The sequence below is a fragment of the Streptomyces capillispiralis genome (assembly GCF_007829875.1).
In the GTDB taxonomy this organism is placed as follows: Bacteria; Actinomycetota; Actinomycetes; order Streptomycetales; family Streptomycetaceae; genus Streptomyces; species Streptomyces capillispiralis.
In genome coordinates, this window is the sequence record NZ_VIWV01000001.1 from 2662635 (window position 1) to 2680450 (window position 17816).

The 17816-nt window shown below is 68.5% G+C and carries 21 protein-coding genes, 1 tRNA gene and 1 pseudogene; 8 read left to right on the forward strand and 15 right to left on the reverse strand.

Going from position 1 to position 17816, the window contains the following annotated elements; all coding sequences use genetic code 11:
• Nucleotides 1–110: 110 nt before the first annotated feature.
• The 3 genes from lysA to FHX78_RS10830 all read right to left on the reverse strand — a co-directional run bounded on the left by lysA (nt 111) and on the right by FHX78_RS10830 (nt 3289).
• Complete coding sequence (lysA, locus tag FHX78_RS10820) at nt 111–1502, reverse strand: diaminopimelate decarboxylase (RefSeq protein WP_145867237.1); 1392 nt, start codon at nt 1500–1502, stop codon at nt 111–113.
• Between the two features lie 22 nt (nt 1503–1524).
• Nucleotides 1525–2619: an ArgS-related anticodon-binding protein NrtL gene (nrtL, locus tag FHX78_RS10825; RefSeq protein WP_145867238.1), complete on the reverse strand. Its 1095-nt coding sequence runs from the start codon at nt 2617–2619 to the stop codon at nt 1525–1527.
• A gap of 100 nt (nt 2620–2719) precedes the next feature.
• Nucleotides 2720–3289 carry a response regulator gene (locus FHX78_RS10830; protein WP_145871845.1) on the reverse strand — a complete coding sequence of 190 codons (570 nt, stop codon included), beginning with the start codon at nt 3287–3289 and terminating at the stop codon, nt 2720–2722.
• A gap of 59 nt (nt 3290–3348) precedes the next feature.
• Here FHX78_RS10830 and FHX78_RS10835 point away from each other — a divergent pair.
• Nucleotides 3349–3420, forward strand: a tRNA-Arg gene (locus FHX78_RS10835).
• A gap of 175 nt (nt 3421–3595) precedes the next feature.
• Here the strand turns inward: FHX78_RS10835 and FHX78_RS37400 are convergent.
• The 11 genes and pseudogenes from FHX78_RS37400 to FHX78_RS10890 form a co-directional block, all read right to left on the reverse strand.
• Nucleotides 3596–3979, reverse strand: coding sequence for a DUF6083 domain-containing protein (locus FHX78_RS37400; RefSeq protein WP_229923854.1), 384 nt, complete (start codon nt 3977–3979; stop codon nt 3596–3598).
• 198 nt (nt 3980–4177) lie between these two features.
• On the reverse strand, nt 4178–5551 hold the full coding sequence (locus FHX78_RS10845) for a tyrosine-type recombinase/integrase (RefSeq protein WP_145867239.1): 1374 nt from the start codon (nt 5549–5551) through the stop codon (nt 4178–4180).
• Complete coding sequence (locus tag FHX78_RS10850; RefSeq protein WP_125536445.1) at nt 5548–5742, reverse strand: helix-turn-helix transcriptional regulator; 195 nt, start codon at nt 5740–5742, stop codon at nt 5548–5550. Before FHX78_RS10850 ends, FHX78_RS10845 begins: the two co-directional genes overlap by 4 nt.
• Nucleotides 5718–7028 (reverse strand): replication initiator, encoded by a 1311-nt coding sequence (locus FHX78_RS10855; protein ID WP_145867240.1) that lies wholly within the window; start codon nt 7026–7028, stop codon nt 5718–5720. The genes FHX78_RS10850 and FHX78_RS10855 overlap by 25 nt, the downstream gene beginning before the upstream one ends.
• Before the next feature lie 152 nt (nt 7029–7180).
• Nucleotides 7181–7426 (reverse strand): SpdD protein, encoded by a 246-nt coding sequence (locus tag FHX78_RS10860; protein ID WP_145871849.1) that lies wholly within the window; start codon nt 7424–7426, stop codon nt 7181–7183.
• Between the two features lie 25 nt (nt 7427–7451).
• Nucleotides 7452–7647: pseudogene (locus FHX78_RS10865) on the reverse strand (hypothetical protein).
• A 15-nt stretch (nt 7648–7662) separates the two neighbouring features.
• Entirely contained in the window at nt 7663–7854 is a 192-nt protein-coding gene (locus FHX78_RS10870; protein WP_004986816.1) for a mobile element transfer protein, read from the reverse strand.
• Nucleotides 7855–7866: 12 nt separating this feature from the next.
• Nucleotides 7867–8526 carry a DUF2637 domain-containing protein gene (locus FHX78_RS10875; protein ID WP_145867241.1) on the reverse strand — a complete coding sequence of 220 codons (660 nt, stop codon included), beginning with the start codon at nt 8524–8526 and terminating at the stop codon, nt 7867–7869.
• 88 nt (nt 8527–8614) lie between these two features.
• The gene (locus tag FHX78_RS10880; protein WP_145867242.1) at nt 8615–9991 is read right to left on the reverse strand and encodes an FtsK/SpoIIIE domain-containing protein; all 1377 of its coding nucleotides are present in this window, start codon (nt 9989–9991) and stop codon (nt 8615–8617) included.
• A complete protein-coding gene (locus tag FHX78_RS10885; protein ID WP_142194055.1) occupies nt 9991–10347 on the reverse strand; it encodes an SCO3933 family regulatory protein in 357 nt (118 codons plus the stop codon). Before FHX78_RS10885 ends, FHX78_RS10880 begins: the two co-directional genes overlap by 1 nt.
• Nucleotides 10348–10503: 156 nt before the next feature.
• A complete protein-coding gene (locus FHX78_RS10890) occupies nt 10504–11289 on the reverse strand; it encodes a GntR family transcriptional regulator (RefSeq protein WP_145867243.1) in 786 nt (261 codons plus the stop codon).
• A gap of 107 nt (nt 11290–11396) precedes the next feature.
• On the opposite strand from FHX78_RS10890, the gene FHX78_RS10895 reads away from it, so the two are divergent.
• The 5 genes from FHX78_RS10895 (at nt 11397) to FHX78_RS10915 (ending at nt 14320) form a co-directional block, all read left to right on the forward strand.
• A complete protein-coding gene (locus FHX78_RS10895) occupies nt 11397–11804 on the forward strand; it encodes an NUDIX hydrolase (protein WP_145867244.1) in 408 nt (135 codons plus the stop codon).
• Between the two features lie 46 nt (nt 11805–11850).
• A complete protein-coding gene (locus tag FHX78_RS10900; RefSeq protein WP_145867245.1) occupies nt 11851–12282 on the forward strand; it encodes an ATP-binding protein in 432 nt (143 codons plus the stop codon).
• On the forward strand, nt 12276–12623 hold the full coding sequence (locus FHX78_RS10905; RefSeq protein WP_145867246.1) for a hypothetical protein: 348 nt from the start codon (nt 12276–12278) through the stop codon (nt 12621–12623). Before FHX78_RS10900 ends, FHX78_RS10905 begins: the two co-directional genes overlap by 7 nt.
• Entirely contained in the window at nt 12620–12997 is a 378-nt protein-coding gene (locus FHX78_RS10910) for a hypothetical protein (RefSeq protein ID WP_145867247.1), read from the forward strand. Before FHX78_RS10905 ends, FHX78_RS10910 begins: the two co-directional genes overlap by 4 nt.
• A gap of 495 nt (nt 12998–13492) precedes the next feature.
• On the forward strand, nt 13493–14320 hold the full coding sequence (locus FHX78_RS10915; RefSeq protein WP_145867248.1) for a DNA-methyltransferase: 828 nt from the start codon (nt 13493–13495) through the stop codon (nt 14318–14320).
• A gap of 48 nt (nt 14321–14368) precedes the next feature.
• On the opposite strand, the gene FHX78_RS10920 is transcribed toward FHX78_RS10915, so the two are convergent.
• Nucleotides 14369–15046 carry a ScaI family restriction endonuclease gene (locus FHX78_RS10920; RefSeq protein WP_208766185.1) on the reverse strand — a complete coding sequence of 226 codons (678 nt, stop codon included), beginning with the start codon at nt 15044–15046 and terminating at the stop codon, nt 14369–14371.
• A 1359-nt stretch (nt 15047–16405) separates the two neighbouring features.
• Here FHX78_RS10920 and FHX78_RS10925 point away from each other — a divergent pair.
• Both FHX78_RS10925 and FHX78_RS10930 read left to right on the forward strand, forming a co-directional pair.
• The gene (locus FHX78_RS10925) at nt 16406–16603 is read left to right on the forward strand and encodes a hypothetical protein (RefSeq protein ID WP_145867249.1); all 198 of its coding nucleotides are present in this window, start codon (nt 16406–16408) and stop codon (nt 16601–16603) included.
• Between the two features lie 423 nt (nt 16604–17026).
• Nucleotides 17027–17803: an oxidoreductase gene (locus FHX78_RS10930; protein ID WP_145867250.1), complete on the forward strand. Its 777-nt coding sequence runs from the start codon at nt 17027–17029 to the stop codon at nt 17801–17803.
• Nucleotides 17804–17816 lie beyond the last annotated feature (13 nt).

Here is a 17816-nt window from a genome sequence, read left to right on the forward strand (position 1 = left end):
GGTCCGGATCGTGAGACGTCTATTTCATTTTTCTGCACCGGGAAGACCGAAGATCTTCCCGGCACGTCCGACGCCGGACGGGTCCGGCTGTCCGACACCGGACGGGTCCACTATCCGACGTCGAGACGGAGGAGGTCCTCCTCGGTCTCCCGCCGGACGATCACGCGCGCCTCGCCGTCCCTGACGGCGACGACCGGCGGCCGCAGGACGTGGTTGTAGTTGCTGGCCATCGACCGGCAGTACGCCCCGGTCGCCGGTACGGCGATGAGGTCACCGGGTGCCAGGTCCCCCGGCAGGAAGGCGTCACGCACCACGATGTCCCCGCTCTCGCAGTGCTTGCCCACGACACGGCACAGCATCGGCTCGGCGTCCGAGGTGCGCGAGACGAGGGCGACGCTGTACTCGGCGTCGTACAGCGCGGTGCGGATGTTGTCCGACATCCCGCCGTCCACGGAGACGTACGTCCGGAGCCCGTCGAGCGGCTTGATGGTGCCGACCTCGTAGAGCGTGAAGGCGGTCGGGCCGACGATGGCGCGCCCCGGCTCGACGGAGATCCGCGGGGTGGCGAGCCGCGCGGCGTCGCACTCCCGGGTGACGATCTCGGTCAGCGCCTTGGCGATCTCGTGCGGCTCACGGGGGTCGTCGTCGCTGGTGTACGCGATGCCGAGCCCGCCGCCGAGGTCGATCTCGGGCAGCTCGACGCCGTGCTCGTCCCGGATGTCCTTGAGCAGCCCGACCACCCGGTGCGCGGCGACCTCGAACCCCGACATGTCGAAGATCTGCGACCCGATGTGGGAGTGGATCCCGATGAGCTCCAGCCCGTCCAACTGCAACGCCCGCCGCACCGCCTCGGCGGCCTGCCCGCCGGCCAGCGGAATCCCGAACTTCTGGTCCTCGTGGGCGGTGGCGATGAACTCGTGCGTGTGCGCCTCGACGCCGACGGTGATACGGATCTGCACCCGCTGCCGCTTGCCGAGCTCCCGCGCGATGTGCGCGACCCGGACGATCTCCTGGAACGAGTCGAGCACGATCCGCCCGACCCCGGCCTCGACGGCCCGCCGGATCTCGCCCACGGACTTGTTGTTGCCGTGGAAGGCGATGCGCTCGGCGGGCATCCCGGCGGACAGCGCGGTCGCCAGCTCGCCGCCCGAGCACACGTCGAGGTTCAGCCCCTCCTCGTGCAGCCACCGCACGACGGCACGGGACAGGAACGCCTTGCCGGCGTAGAACACGTCGGCGTCGTCACCGAACGCGGTGCGCCAGGCCCGCGCCCGGGCCCGGAAGTCGGCCTCGTCGAGGAAGTAGGCGGGGGTGCCGAACTCCTCGGCGAGCCGCTTGACGTCGATCCCGCCGACGGTGAGCACACCGTCCTCGGCCCGGGTGACGGTCTCGGACCACACCTTGGGGTCGAGCGCGTTGAGATCAGCGGGCGGTGCGGAGTAGTGCCCCTCGGGAAGGACGTCGGCGTGACGGGGCCCGGCGGGGTGTGCGGAACGGCTCATGTCGGTGTCTCTCTGGACTCTCTCAGAGGTGATCGGGTGCGTCGATGCCGAGCAGGGACAGGCCACCGGCCAGCACCGTCCCGGCGGCTTCGGCGAGGGCGAGCCGGGCACGGTGGGCGGCCGAGGGTTTCTCCTCACCGAGGGGCAGCACGGCAGGAAGCAGGGGCAGCACGGCGTCGGCGACGGTGACCAGATGCCGGGCGATCCGGTCGGGCGCACGGTGGGCGGCGGCACCCGCGAGGATGCGGGGGTGGTCGGCGAGGGCCTGCAGCAGCGCTTGAGCGTCGCCGTCCACCGCTTCCGGCCCCGGCTCGGGGGCGAAGCCGACGTCGACGGCGTTGCGCAGCAGGGCCCGCGTACGGGCGTGCGCGTACCGGACACGGAACAGCGGATTGCTCTCACGCTGCACGAGGTGCTCGTCACCGATCCGCGGCCGGTCGTGCGGGGCGGGGTACAGCAACGCCCACCGCCCGGCATCCCGGCCCAGCGGCAGCGGGTCGGCCGGGGCGGGAACGGGACGGATGTCGATCCGACCCCGAACACTCAGATCACCCCGGATGTCACCGCACCCCCCGGGACCGTCGGGAAGACCGCTCGGCACCACACCCAGCCCACTGGCCCACGCCACCCCCGCCGCCCCCTCATCGGCACCCTCCCACGTGGCGCGGACGAGGGCTCCCTGGGAACGGAGCAGACGGCAGAGGACGTCGAGATGGACGACGGCCCGGACCTCACGGGCCGCGTGGAGCCGGAGGACCTGCCCGGCGAGGGCGTCGGAGTGTCCGTACTCCGCACCGCGCCGCAGGATCTCCTCCACGAGGGCGACGGGCGCGCCGCTGCGCAGGCTGATGTTGATGAACCCGGGTCCGGTGACGACGACGTCGGTGATGCCGCCGCTGCGCAGCAGGTGCGGCCGCAGGATCTCGGCCACGCGCGGCGCGGGCCGCCCGGCCGGCCGGGCGAGCTGCAGGGCGACGTTGGTGGCGTAATCACCGCACCCGCCGGGCCCCGGCGGCGCGACCACGACCCGCTCGGGCACGTCCACGGCCAGCTCCCCCTCGTCGACGGCACGGCGCACCGCGTGCAGCACGGTGCGGGAGAGCTCGACGGGGGTCACGGGACAAGCGTAGGGGAGGAGGGGGGTGGGTAGGCGAACCGGTTTGCCCGCGGTCCCGGGATGTGGACGACCCCGCCGGCCGGGCGGGCACCGCCCGCTCTCACCCTCCGGCGTGCCCGGCGGCCGGCTCGGCGTCCCCGGGCCCGCGCACCCGCCCGAGGCGGTCCGCGCCACCTCCGCGCCGCCCCACGATCAACTCCCGCACGAGCCGGACGAGCTCCGCCGGCTCGAAGGGCTTGGCGAGGAAGGCGTCCACTCCCACATCGAGCCCGTCCTCCACCTCGCACTGGGTGCAGGCGCTCACGATGACGAGCGGAAGGTCACGGGTACGGGGATCGGCACGCAGCCGGGCAGCCGTCCGGAGCCCGTCCAGCCGCGGCATGACGACGTCGAGGGTGACGAGGTCGGGCCGCACCTGATGGACGACTTCCAGACACTCGGCACCATCGGCCGCGGTCACGACCTCGATGCCCTCCAGCTCGAGGTTGACCCTGATCAACTGCCGGATGACCTTGTTGTCGTCCACAACAAGAACCCGGACCGACGCGCCTGGCACAACTCGAGAGTAGGTGCGGACCGGCCACCGCGTCCGGCGTTTGCCCACTTCCACTCCGCACGGGCGACACCCCGCACTCCGGACCGACGCCCGCCCACCGGAAAACGGGTTCATGACCACCCCACCGGAACTGGTAGTGTTCTACCCGTCGCCGCGATCACCGCGACCGACACGCCCCCGTAGCTCAGGGGATAGAGCAACGGCCTCCGGAGCCGTGTGCGCAGGTTCGAATCCTGCCGGGGGCACCCTGCATGAGGTGCCCAAAGACCCCGTCACCAGCGGAAACGCTGAGAACGGGGTCTTCGCGTATGTGCAGGCGTGTGCCGCCCGGAGCGGCCGTATGTCGAGGCTTGTGGACTATTCGTGGACAGGATCTTGGGGCATCGCCCCTGGTCAGCCTCAAGGTTTTCGAAGTGCCCCTCAGCCAGCGTCTGGCCACTCTTCCGGAGCCGGAGGCGGCTCCGGATCCTTCTGGCGCTCTGCCCGCCGCGCGTTCTCCCCTCTCAGGGTCGTCAACCACGGCCACAGATCCGGTAGAGGCTGTGCCGGGCAGGCGAGACGGTGCTCGATACGGCACCGCTGGAACTGATCCGGCGGACACACCCCGTAGACCGTCACCCGCCCGTCGGACAGCTCAATCCATCGGTGGTCCGCCGGCACCGTGTGAGCCAGCGGATGCATGTCCGGCTCCAGCAGCACCCATTCGTGTTCGAGTGTCGCCACCCGATCCCCTAACAGCCCGCATCGCGGGCAGCGGGACTGCCCACCACCCAGCCGCCGCGGCTTCTCCTCTAAGACCCCCATACCGTGAGGGTCGCGAGCCCGGCACTCCAGGCGTAGAGCGCGAACCGGACAGATCCCTTGGGACAACCGACCACCAGCGGGACAAAACACGACGCGACAGGTGCAGCCAGCAACCAACGGCCGACGGCACACGGCCGAGATATGACGAAGCCCTCCAGCCCGAGCGGGCTGGAGGGCTCACGGCCTACGCGCGCGTGATCACTCGTACTCGCGCAACAACTCCTCGATCTTGCGGTTGGCGATCTCCTGTCGTCCGTCGATGCACTTGGCGTAGCGGCTCAGCAGGACCTCCACACTGTTGCCCGCACGCTCGGCGACCTCTGTCGGGTCCACCCCAGAGTTGAGCCAGGTCGACAGCGCCGAGTGCCGGAGGTCATACGGGCGAACCGCGAGCGGTGAGGCGACCACGGCCGGCGGGAGCGCCAGCGCACGGGCCTCCTGCCAGACGCGGTAGTACGTCGAGGAGCCGACCACTCCCCCACGCTCGTTGGTGAATAGCCGCCCGTCCTCGGCGGTACCGAACATGTCGAGGTGCTGCCGGAGGATGGCGACGAGCTGGGGCGGGATCGGGACGAGCCGGACCTCTTCCGCCGGGCGGTTCTTGAGGCCCCGATCGTCATGGGTCTCACCGGAGTCCGTCCACTGCTTCCCGACGCTGGGACGCGTCCGATTCAGCAGCACCGTTCCCCAGCTGGCCTCGGGCAGCTTCAGGTCCGCATCGGTGAGGCCGACGGCCTCAGCCGGACGCAAGGCGCCGTAGTACATGCAGGCGAATAGGCCGACGAGGCGGCGGCCACGCGCCCGGCCGTACCCACCGACATACGAGACCGCAGTCAGCAGGGAACGGGCCTGTGTGGGATTGGCGACCACCCGGGGATCGACTTCCCCGGTCACCTTCGGTTTCTTCCAGCGAATGCCCGTGATCGGGTTCTCTTTGAACTCCCCGAGATCCACTGCATAGTGCAGCGCGTTGACGAGTGTTCGACGCTTGCGCCGGACGGTCTCCGCGGCTGCCGCCGTCCCGTCGAGCTTCAGCTTGAGCGAATCCAGGACGGCCCTGCCGATCGCAGCGTCACCGAGGTCCGAGAGCGGACGCGACGTCTTGGCCACCCAGTGCAAGGTGTTCGCGATCTCGGTCGGCAATTCACGCTCGTCCGGTCCGGGAAGGACGAAGGCCCAGTTACGGAGCGCCCTCCTGATCAGTTCCTCGGACGGCTGCCCCGGACGCTCGTCGAGGAGGGCCATCGTCACGGCGGTCAAGGCCTCATTGATCCCGTTGCGCGTGTTCGGCGCCGCGTGCGGCCACTTCATGGCGAGGTACTTCAGAGCGAAGGCGTACCAGGTCATCGAGGCCGCCTTTTCGACCATCGAATCGGGCAGCCCCGTCTCTGTGTCGAACTCTTCACCGGCATGAGCGGCGCGAAGCAGCTTGGAACGGTAATGGTCCGCAAGCCCCTTGGTGCGGAACTGTTCGGAGAACACGTTCCCGGCAACGGTCCACCGAACGTCATAGGACGGCTTCTTGGTGTTCCTCTTCCGAACACCCCACACCTTTACGTCGAGAGACTTCACGCCGCCGCCTCCAACTGCCGCAGCCAGGCGGTAAAGTCACTCCGCCACACCCGGAGCTCCCCATTGGGCAGCTTGAAAGCAGCGGGCCCCTGCCCCAGCTCACGCCACCGGTAGAACGTCCGGCGAGAAACACCGCCCAGCTCATCCAAGACTTGGCGAACAGTCATCAGCTCGTCGCGACGGTGGTCCATGTCGGTTCTCCTTCCGTTCCGGAGGCGGGTTCGAGGCTTTCGGCGAGCCAGGCTTCGGCGTCGGTGAGACCGGTTCCGGCGTAAACCCAGTGCGCGAGAACGAGGGTCGTGTCCGGGGCGGCCCCGTCCGCTGACAGGGCCTGTGCGCGGCGCCAGTCGGCGCGGGCATCGCGGAGGGCACCGAGGGTGGTGGAGTAGCGGCGGGACTTGGTGGAGAAGTGGCCGCGGAAGCCGAGCATGTGGGCCCAGGCCCGCAGGCGGAGGTGTTCGAGGTCCTTACGGGCGCCAAGGGTCCAGGCGGTGCGGATCAGCCGGCGGGCGTGGTCGCTGATGTCGAGCTGGGCGAGTTCGGCGAGGAACCTCAGCGGCCGGTCCAGAGCTCCCGTCGCCGTCTCGGCGCCCTTGGTGGCGTACTTGGCGATGTACGCGGCGACGGCCCGCTCGGTCAGCTCCTGGCCTCCGTCGAAGTCGGCCGAGCGGATGGTGCGAACGTCGAGCTGACGGCCGAAGGCGAAGGCATGGGCCCGGCCGTCGACGACCGGGCCGTCCACGCGGGCGGCGGCAGCGGCGGCCCGGATGGCGTCGGTGAGCAGTTCGGCGGTGGCCCAGGCGGGAGGTGGGGTGTCGCCGCCCTCGGGGCCGTCGATGCGGATGACGGCGTGGAAGTGAACGGCCCCGCGCTTCTGGTACTCGGCGACCTTGGCGAAGGACACCCGGGCGTACTCGCGGAAGGCCCGTTGCGTGAGGCCGGCGCGCTTGGCGACTTCCCGGCGCAGGTAGATCGAGAAGCGCCGCCACAGCGGACCGGCGTGCGCGTTCCAGAGGACGGCCGCTTCGTAGTCGTAGGTGTCCGGGTCGAGCGGGGTGCCGAGGGCGCGGTCGTCCTGGTCGTGGAGCGCGCCGCAGCGGCAGCGGCGGACCGACCCGGCCGGGCCGGTGGGGCGGTTGTGGACCGGGCCGAAGCCGGGCGCGGTGAAGGTGGCGAAGACGCGCGGGTGGGCGGCGACACGTTCGGGGACGCCCTTGCCGCCGCGCAGCCCGGAGGTGATCAGGTGAAAGGTGTCGCGGCGGTACACCTCGGCGCAGGCCGCGCACCGGGTGGTGCGGCGGTTGTTGCAGCGAACCAGGAGGTGACCGGCCGGGAGGTTGGAGGAGTCGAGGTGGTGGAGGACGTTGCCGATCTCGCCGGTGCGGGTGTTTACGGCGTACTCGGTGCGGTGGCCGTCGAGGCGGATCGGGTGCGTGCAGCCTCCGAGGCCGGCGAGCTGGCGCAGGAGTGCGGGCATGGTGCCGAGGGCGGCCAGTTCGCCGAGTTCGCGGAGCGGAGGCGGAGTGGCGCGGGTGATGATGGCTTTCTCCTTCGGTTCGGCTGGAGGGAGACGGCCCCCGGGGCGGCGGATGCTTGGCGGTATCGAGGCCGCCCCGGGGGTCCGGTGCGTCAGCGGCGGTGCTGGTCGCGCAGCAGCGAGCGCAGGACCACGGCGGCGACGGCCACGGAGACGGCCGTGACGGCGACGGCGGCCAGGAGCGCGGTCAGCACGACGCCGCCGACGAGGACGGCCGCGACCGCTCCGGTGCTGACGGAGATCTGAGGAGCCGGCCGCCGAGCGGGCATCTGGTCGGCCACGGTGTGGGGGTGCGCGGGCGGCGGCGTCGGGCTGTCGGGGTACTTGGGCAGGAACACGGCGAAGCTCTCCTTGCCTACTCGTCTAGTCATGTGAGCCGTTGACGATGTCCACGCTTGGAGCGCGTGCCGGACTCGATGGCCGGGGCCAGAAAGGTGTCCGAGAGCCAGAAGCCGAAGAGGGCGATCAGGACGACGATCCACGTGCGGACACCGAGGAACTTGACCGCTCCCCAGGCGAAGAGGCCGAGGAGGACGACGAGCGGCAGGCTGACGGTCACGGTGTGCGGCTCCTTTCAGCGGACGGGGCAGCGGTGGGTACGGGCGGCCAGCTCGGCGGCGGCGCGGCTGTCGTAGTCGGCGGAGAAGCCGCAGCGCGGGGCCGTGCAGGCGGCGGTGTGTTTCTCCCGGCCGCGGCCGTCGTAGGACGTGCCGACCTGGACGGGGCCGATGCGAGTGACGGAGCGGAAGCGGCGGTTGGCGCTCATGTGGGGCTCCTTTCAGAGGTGGGCGGCGATGGCGTCGGCCATGGGCGGCGGGACGCCGAGGCGGGCGCGCAGGGTCGGGGTGTCGATGGCCGTTCCGGTGCGGGCATGGTGCTCGGCGGCGACTTTGCGGGCGTGCTCGACCAGGGCGGCCGGGACGGCGACCGGCGGCGGTGCCGGCGCAGGGGTCGGTGCCGACTCGACTGCCGGAGGCGCCGGAGGTTCCGGCGCGGGATCGGGCGCGTTCTCCTGGTCCTCGATGTCCTCGGGCGCCTCCTGGCCCGCGGCGTCACTGGTCTCGTCGTGCGTGGTCGGCGACGAGTGAACGAGGAGGGTTCCGCCGAGGAAGGCGACCGCGGGCCAGCCCGCGACGAGGATGCGGAGCCAGGCCGGCACATGGTCCAGGTCGAGCAGCCCGGCGGTGGCGACGTTCGCGCCCAGCGACGCGGCGAGGGCGATCAGGAACCAGCACCACCCGGCCGCTTTCGCGTCGCCGGACCGCAGACGGCGCCAGGCGGCGACGAGCAGCAGGTCGACCGAGACGGGATAGGCCCACGCCTTCCACCCGTCCTGTCCGGCCGCCAAGGCGACGTCGTGCAGGTGGGCGAAGGACAGCGCGGCGGCGATGACCGCTTGGACGAGCACCGCGTCGACGCGGGCCAGGTGGGCTCGCATGCTGCGGCTCCTTCCGGGTTCGGGCATGGGAGGGGTAGGGACATGGCGTGAGGCGGTCACGCCGGCCGGGAATGAGCGGGGACGCGGGTCAGTCGGTCACCGGTCGGGGCCGCACGACCGGGCCCGGTGTCTCAGCAGGCTGTAGGGGCGCGTCGGGCCGGAAGGGCTTGAGCGCGGGCAGGTCGGGGACCAGGTCGGCCGACTCGCGGCAGGTCTCGGCCGCGTCGCCGAGGGAGAGGTACGGCGTGCGGATGCGAGACCAGCCGCCGGAGGTGTCACCGGCCACGGCAAGGCCGGGCCGTTCGGGGGCGATGGCGCAGGCGGCGGAGACCGCCTCGGGGGCGATGTCGCCGAGTGCCATCTTGGCGGAGGCTTCGTCGTTGACGCGGTGGCAGACGCGGCCGGTCAACTGGGCCCGCAGCATGGTCGCGCCCTTGCCGAGTTCGGCGCCGAAGCGCTGGCCGCAGACCTCCAGGTAGATGCTGGCGGCCCTGCCGAGCTGGGCGAGCCGGATGAGCTGGGTGACCATCTCGTCCCGGCGTTCCTCGTCCTTCCTCGTGGCGACGAGGAAGAGTTCGGCCACCTCGTCGACGAACAGCACGACGGGCACCGGGCGTTCGTGTTCGGGCAGGCCCCAGATGTCGGAGGTAATCTCCTCGTCCGGCGTGTTCGGCGCGATGCCCTGCCGGGCCTTGATCAGGTCGTACCGGTCCTCCATTTCCTTGATGAGCACGGGCAGCAGTTCGGCGGCCTGCTCCGGGTCGGTGGCGAGCGCCGACAGGCGCGGAGCGAAGGGCGCCAGTTCCACGCCCCGCTTGCAGTCGATGCCGACCAGGGCGACGGGCTGACGGGCGAGACCCGCTATGAGGTGACGCAGGTACATGGACTTGCCGGACAGCGTGGCACCGAGGGTGAGTTGGTGCGGAACGGTGCGGTAGTCGCGTACGAACGGAGTGGCGTCCTCGCGCAGCGCGACCGGCACCCGGAGCAGGTCCGGGCGGAGCTTGCGTGGCATGCGCACCCGCCGCAGCACGTCGAAGCCGACGAGCCGCAGTTCGACCACGCCCGGCTTGACCGTGGTCACGTAGACGGCGTGGACGCCCCAGGCGTGACGCAGTCGTTCGGCGGAGGCGGCCACGTCGGCGGGTTCCTGCCCCGGGGCGAGCCGCAGGCGGACCCGCAGCCCCGTCGTGGTCGGTCGGATGATCCCCCGGCGCGGTGGTACGGGCCGGACCTCGCGGCGAGTGGTGGCCTTGACCGCCAGGACCCGCAGCCGGGAGGGGGCCACCGTCAGCCCGCACGCCTCCATTACGGAGCCGTAGGAGCTGAGCAGCCGGACCGTGGACACCGGTAAGCCGACCGTGGACCAGTAGACGCCGGGGTGTCGCGCCCGGGCGTAGGCGGCCCCACCGCCGAGCGCGGCTACGGGACCACCCACCTCCAGAAGGGTTGTCAGATCGGTCATCAGGCCGTGGCCCCCATGGCGGCCGGGAAGGCGGCCGGAGTGACGGCGGCGGCCCGGAAGGCGATGCCGTGGCGCTGCTGGCCGTTGAACACGCTCTCCCACGGCCGGGCGACCAGGCCCGGCAGGGAGACCGGGGCGCCGAGGGCGAGCCCTTCCGCTACCCCGCTCTCCGGAACGGTCACCTTGATCAGGGACGACTCCCCCTCCTCGATGTACACGACGCCGATCGTCATCAGCGCCTCACCGCTGACGGCGTCCTTCGCGATCTCGCCCGACTGCCGGTCGCGGACCTTGGGCTCGGGCGCCTCGGTCAGCAGGATCGTCGCGGCCGAGGTCTCCACACGGATGGTGCGCAAGGCTTCTTCCCATCTACTCGTCTAGACAAGATGCATCCTTCGAACCCGACGACGCCGGGAACGGGGACCACCTTGCCACACAACTTGGCCACTCGTCTATACGAGTATGCGGGAGGAGGTGTACGAGTCCGGAGAAGTGGCCTCGCGCACCGCCGATCAGGTCGCCGGGAGCTGGTAGGAGAGGACGTACGCGTCGGCTGCCATCACCGTGTCGCAGACCTCCACAGCCCGCCCTGCGGTGTCGAAGGCCGTACGGATGAGGTGGATCACGGGCACACCGGAGGCCAGTTGCAGCGTCTTCACCTCGGACGGCGAAGGCATCCGGGCCCGGATCTCCTCCTCGAAGTGGTCGAGCTGGTGGCCCAGTTCCTCGAGGCGGGCGTAGATGCCGCCGGGGCCGGGGTTGGGTTCGGCGATCGGCGTGCCGCGGGCGATGTCGAGCGGCAGGTACGACGTGGCGAACTCGACCGGGCGGCCGTCGAGCAGGTACCGGCGGCGCCGGGCGAGCACGCGCCGCACGGAGCCGAGCCGGGTGGAGATGTCCTGGCTGGCCTTCTCCTCCTTCACCTCCAGGCTGTCGACCTTCGGGTGACTGCCGGCGGCGTCGGCCTCCACGATGAACGCGGACTTCCCCTGCTCACGGTGGCGCCTGGCGAATCGATCGGGGGCGAGTCGCCGGACCGGCGGCCGGGGCCGGACGAAGACGCCCTTGCCGTGCTCGGCGTGCACCAGGCCCTCACCCTGGAGGATCGAGAAGGAGTTCCGGACCGTCATCCGGGACACCCCGTAGTGCTCGACCAGCTCAGCTTCAGAGGGCAGCTTCTCTCCCTCCTTGAATCGCCCACGGTCGATGGCCTCGCGCAGCTGGTCGGCGATCTGCCGGAAGACGGCACGATCACTGGTCGGGTCGAGGCCACCGAGAATGCTCGGTAGAGACGTCACGCGTACTCCTTTAGGTATCTAGACGAGTGGGCGAGTGTTGTTGCTACGGTGGAGAGCCTAGCCAGCCGAGAGGGCCGAGGAACGTGAGCACAGAACGCCCGCACTCCGTGAGTGTTGCCGGGGTCATCGTCGATGACCAAGGCCGGGCCCTGCTGATCAAGCGCCGCGACAACGGCCACTGGGAACCGCCGGGCGGAGTCCTCGAACGCGAGGAAACCATCCTCGAAGCCCTTCAACGCGAAGTCCTCGAAGAGACCGGCATCAAGATCGAGCTTCCCGCGACCCTGACCGGCGTCTACAAGAACATGACGGGCCTGATCGTCTCCCTCGTCTTCCGCTGCCAGGCGGCCGACGGTACTCCCACCACGGGGGACGAGACCCGCGCACTGCGCTGGGCCACCCGCGAAGAAGTCATCGAACTCGCCGACGAGGCATACGCGATCCGCGTCCTCGACGCACTCGACGCGGCGTCCCCGCCGGCCGTCCGCGCCCACGACGGCGTGAAACTCGTCTAGTCCGAACCCGCTGCACATGGCGGCCTACCAGCATGAAGGAACTTGTATGCACGAGTATACGAGTAGCGCCCGGGTCTGGGGGCTCAGTTGCCCAGGTTTTCCGGAAGAGGTCAGCAGGGCCCGTCGCTGGACCCGCGACATCCTGCGGGGATCGCCGTTGGCGGAGGACGCCGAGCTGATCGTCAGCGAGCTGAGCGCGAACGCGATCCTCCATACGGCCAGCGGCCAGACCTCCGGCAGCTTCCACCTGGCCCTCGCGGTCTCCCCGCAGGTGATCGCCCTGTCCGTCACGGACGACGGAGGCACCGGCACCGCACCGAACGTCGAGCACCAGGACCAGGAGGCGGAGCACGGCCGGGGCCTGGGCATGGTCAGCGCACTCGCTCACCGGGTCGTCGTCCACGGCAGCCACGGCGGCCACACGGTCACTGCAGAACTCTTCACCGATGCCGGCCCGGCAGGAGGGCACCCGTGCTGACATCCGCTCCCCCCACAGCGCCGAGCACAGGCAGCCGGCCCTTCCCCTACCGGTGCCGAGCCGCCGCCTACCCGTTGAACGAGGTCCGTTCCATCCCCTTGGGATCACACGACGCCACGAGCCCACGCCTGGCACTGCGCTGGTTACGCGAGCGCACGCAGCACATCACCGACCAGCTCGACGCCGCATACGCACAGCCGGGCCTGCACTGGCTGACGGATGAGGCCGAACACGAACGAGCCCTCGCCTACCTGACCAGCGGCACGGGTTACCAACTCACTCTGTACGACGAAAGCACCCGCTACGTGCTGCTGGCCTACCCGGCGGGAGCGACCCCATGAACGGACCCACCCGCGGCTACTGGTGCGAATGCTGGACCGAGCAAGTCACCGGCACAGAAGAACCGGCGCGCCTGGCATCGTTCGACGCCTACTCGGCACCCCAGGCAGACCGCTGGGTCGCCATCGCTCTCCGCACCATCTCACCGGCACTCGACTCCGACGCGTCGGACGAAGCATGGACGTGGCTGTACGAAGAGCGCGCCGAAACTCGCAGAGCCCTGATGCGCTCCGAATCCTGCACCGTGACCATCACCCATGCCGACATCCGCATCATCTGGGCGATCCGCCCCGTGCTCTTCCTGCCCCTCACACACCGGCAGGACGCCGAACTCCCAGCATGCGCACGAAGCTTCAAGCCCCACCACGCAGACTGAGTTACAACTTTCTCTACTGGTTCAAGGCGGCTCGCTCCGCTCCCCGCGCGCGGCCCGGCCCCCGACCGGGCCTGCGCTCCAGTCTCCGCCCCGCTCCAGCCCGGCCGGCACCCGTGCCGCGCACACAGCAATCAGCCACTTGCCGTCAGAGAAGGGGTGCGTCGTGGCTCGGGCGGTCGTCTCCACGGCTTTAGGCAGCCACTTTGGCGCGAGCCTCGAAGATCATGGCCCCAACGTCGTGCTTTACCGGGCAGGTCCACAGACTGCCCGACGCGCCGGAAGCTTACGGGGCCATGATCACTCACGCCAAAGCAGCTCCAGCCCAAAGCCGTTCCACCGACCGGCGCTGCTGAAGCCTGCTGGAGCTCAGTTTGCGACACCCAACCAATAAAGCAGCAAATAAGTCTGCTCCACGCTTACTTCAGGTGCGACGTGATATAGTCCCAGGCTGCGGTGCAGGACGCCTCACTGTCACCTACGCAAGAAGGGGAAACTATGGACACCAGGCTAGCCGAGATCAAGAAGGCCCTGGGGAAGCCTTACTACGAAGCTTCGGACACCCTCCTTTACCAAGGCGACAGTGTGGAAATGCTGAAGTTGGTACCTCAGCAAATCTTCGACCTAACCGTGACCAGTCCACCGTACAACATCGGCAAAGAGTACGAGAATATCCTGTCGATCAGCGAGTACGTGGCTTGGTGCGAGACGTGGATGACTCGCATCTACGATGCCACGACCCCCGGAGGTGCCTTCTGGCTAAATGTTGGCTATGTTCCGGTTCCGGAGAAGGGGAAAGCCGTACCAATCCCGTACCTGCTCTGGGATAAGTCTCCTTTTTACATGATACAAGAAGTGGTGTGGAATTACGGAGCTGGGGTCGCCTCGCGCAAGTCATTTTCTCCACGGAATGAAAAGTTTCTATGGTACGTTCGCGACCCGAGCAAATATTACTTCGACTTGGACTCCGTGCGCGACCCGAATGTGAAGTACCCCAATCAGAAGAAAAATGGGAAGCTGAAGTGCAACCCGCTCGGCAAGAACCCCACAGACGTGTGGCAGTTTCCCAAGGTGACTTCGGGAGCCAAAAGGTCCAGCGTCGAGCGCACTGCACATCCAGCGCAATTCCCAACCGCAGTAATCGACCGAGTGATTAAGGCATGCAGCCCCTCCGACGGCGTTGTTTTGGATCCCTTCCTCGGATCGGGTACCACTGCGGTCGTGGCAAGACAACAAGGTCGCTGCAGTGTTGGTTTTGAGCTTCGACAGGACTACCTTGACATTGCGGTAGAGCGACTCGAGACAGACACTCAGTCGCTCTTCTAGAACACGCGGACTCCCGGAGGTTCGATCAGGGCCTCCGGGAGTTCTTATTTAGTTCGCCGAATACAAGGTCAGCAATTGCGTATTGGCTACGATTGCCGGCAGGGAAGACTGTTGGCCGGTTTGAGAGGCTTGGGCAATCCAGTCCGTGTGATCTAGCCACCCGTAACGGATTAGCCGAATACGCGGGAGCCCCGCGGGTACATCACCCCACTTCTCGAAGTTGACCGCCACGTAGTAACCGTCCTTCGCCTTTTTGCCATTCCCCGGATTATCAACACCGAAGCTCCGATTGCCGAAGATCTGATCCCTGTGAGATGAGGTCTTTATTTCGATCGAGTACCTGAAGTCCGGTTGGTAAACAAGGTCCTTCTCAGCGGCTTTTGCGTCGGCCCGCCAATTAGGGTCACCCACTGCAAGCTCCAGTGGAATTAGAGCGTGAAGAAGAAACCCCATGATTTGCGGACTAGGCCGAATGTCTACTCCTATCCGGAACCCACTTCCCAATGTGGATTCGAATATGGAGCGCCACGAGGAAAGGACGGCTTCAACCAGCGTTTCTCCGCTGAGGGGTTGCTGGGCAAGCAGGCTTCGCGTCACTTCGGGCCAATCATCACTATCCCATCCGAAGTAGGGGGAAGATGGTGTTTTTGGGCGCATCAACGTCCCACCCTTGCGATTGCCAACCCTTGCCTCGCTCACCCACTTGGGCCACTGTGCGTTGATCACGGCGCTAGGGAACCACAGATCGACCCACTGCGTGGACCATTCGTGGACTCAAGCCACTCGGTCCCGGGTATGGACCGCTGTGACCTGCCCAACCACCCGAACATCCCACGGCCTCCGGAGCCGTGTGCGCAGGTACGAATGCTGGCATGGGCACCCGGCATACGTGCTCAGGTGCTCCTGTCGCCAAGTGGGCGCGCTGAGGGCGTCTGCAGTGTGCCGCCGACGTCGATCTCTGCACTTCCCGGCATGAGCCGCCCGCGGCAGGGACACCTGGCGGGGGCTTCGTGGTCATGACACGGCCTTCGCATCACGGTCCGGCCGTGCGAAGGCTGTGAGGGCAAAAAAACAGTCCCCGGTAGTGCTGCACGTGTCCTGGAGCTTCAGTCGTCACTGTCACTCCGGTATCGCGCCGGCTTGCCGGGGGCCTAGACCACATCCTGTCCAAGCCACTCCGCCGACTAGACGTCCTCATCGACTTTGTGACTCTTTCGGTGTTGTGGCTTACTAATCAGACTAAGCAGGCTTTGCCCTGAGTCAATAGGCTCAGGGCATAGTTTCATGGATCACGCACGGGAGCGGTCCAGCGGTGGGCGGAGGATTCCTACGAGGTCCCGGTCGGCCTGGAGGTCGTGCGTCACGCCTCCTTCTCTCGGCCTCTGACCGGAGAAGGGCGCCACGCCTCCAAGGCGGGCATGTTCCGCTCAGCGGCCATCCGGCGGTTCATGTCCGAGGGCTGGCAGGGAGCTGCCCGTGGTCGGGCGCCGGAACGGGCAGTTCCACCTCGATGCCCTTGCGCCGCGCGAGCGTGACCGCCGTCGCCGCGCATCCCGCGGAGAGGGTGAGGCTCACGGGGCGCCCCGTCCGGCAGTTCAGGCGACCAGGTCGCGTGCGAACTCCGCGTACACAGCAGGTTCGAGCCGCCAGATTGGGCTCTGCCTCGAAGACCTCGACTCGCCGTAGGGAGAGGCGGCCGGCACCGTTCGACGGGTTTCACCGTGTCTCGTGTATGTGGTCGACGTACATGCTCGTCGCCGATCCCTCTTCCCTCATCCGCCCGGCAGACGGATGGTAGGCAGGGCGTGGACGACCGGGTGATTTCGGCAGGGGTCGTCTTCGTCGCCGTGTCGGCTGTACCAGGTGGTAGCTACCGCCGATCTCTTCGGTCTCCCTGGCCGACGGCTCATCGGCGGTTCATCAGTTGCTCCGCGACCCGGGTGCGCATCACGCTCGGGGCAAAGGGCGGGCTGGGCTGATTACGGGCGCAATCGACTCGGTCGGTGTCCGGGCGGGTGGTCGAAGGGGGTCTTTGCGTCGGATCTATGCTTTGTGATTGCTCATTGAACTTTTTTGGGGGGTTACATGAACCAGGAGCCCGAGTTCGTCTCGTTCGTCAAGGGCTGCTTCGGTTGCCTGCTTTTCGTGTTGATCGCTTTCGTGATCGGCTCACTCGTGGTCCAGGCGGTGGGGCTGGGGACAGTGGTGTTCTTCGTGGTCTCCTGCGCCATCGTCCTGGGGGTCGTTTGGTATCAGTGGTCCACTTCCAAGAAGGGGGAATGACGGAGGCCGCTTGATGTGGCGTTGCCGTCGGAGCCGGGCCGGCCGGTCGGAAGAGCCGGGGCCGGCGGAGTGAGCGGACGGCTCCGGGTGCCTCGGTTCGCCGGCAAGAGCGGGCGTCACCCGGCGCACCGCAAGTCCATCGGCAGGGCTCGCCAGGCCGCGGGATCAAGGCGGTAGGCGTTGACCGGGCGGTGAGGGGCCGCGGCGTCGGTGTGCGGGCGGTCGGGCGGTCGGGCGGTCGGGCGGTTGGTATAGGGAAGGCCTATAGGGGCTGCTGGGATTTCGTCTTTGCCTCTCGTTCTTTCGCGGTTCTACCGTGAAATGGCTCGGCGAGGTGCTTGCCGTGGTTTCTTCGGGAATCGGGTTGTGGGAATTCTTCTTCTTTCGTCGAGCGGTGAACACGTGGACGAGAGGAATGGTGGCATGGCCTCTATTGAGGGTGTGGCGGGGACGCGGGAACTCGCGGGGAAGCGGGCCCTGGTCACGGGTGGTACCCGTGGGATCGGGGCGGCCGTCGTGCGGCTGCTTCTGGACGCGGGGGCCGAGGTGCTCACGACCGCCAGGTCGGCGACGAGCACGGTGCCCGAGGGCGCGGCCTTCGTGCAGGCCGACGTGCGGACGCGGGCCGGGACGGAGGCGGTCGCCGCGGCCGCGCGGGACGTGCTCGGCGGGGTGGACGTCCTGGTCCACAACGCGGGCGGGGCACGGCCTCACCCCGCCGCCTCGGCCATTCCCGACGAGGAGTGGCAGGACGCCCTGGACCTGAACTACCTGGCGTCGGTGCGGCTGGACTCGCTGCTCGTTCCGGGGATGCGGGAGCGGCGTTCGGGGGTGGTCGTGCATGTCTCCTCGGCAGCGGTCCTCACGCCGGTGGGGCCGTTACTGCATTACGTGGCGGCGAAGGCGGCCCTGGAGACCTACAGCCGGGGGCAGGCCCTGGAGCTGGCTCCGTTCGGGATCCGCGTCAACACCGTCACTCCCGGCAGGGTGGCCACCCCCGGTGGCGAGGAGACGCGGGAGCGGTGGGCGCGCCTGAACGCCGCGCCGGGGCAGGTCAACGCCCACGACACCGTGCCGCTGGGCCGCGACGGCCGTCCCGACGACATCGCCCACGCGGTGCTGTTCCTCGTGTCCGACCGGGCCGGCTGGCTGACCGGGAGCAATCTCGTCGTGGACGGCGGCGAATTTCCCCGGGGATGACGCGGCGACGGTG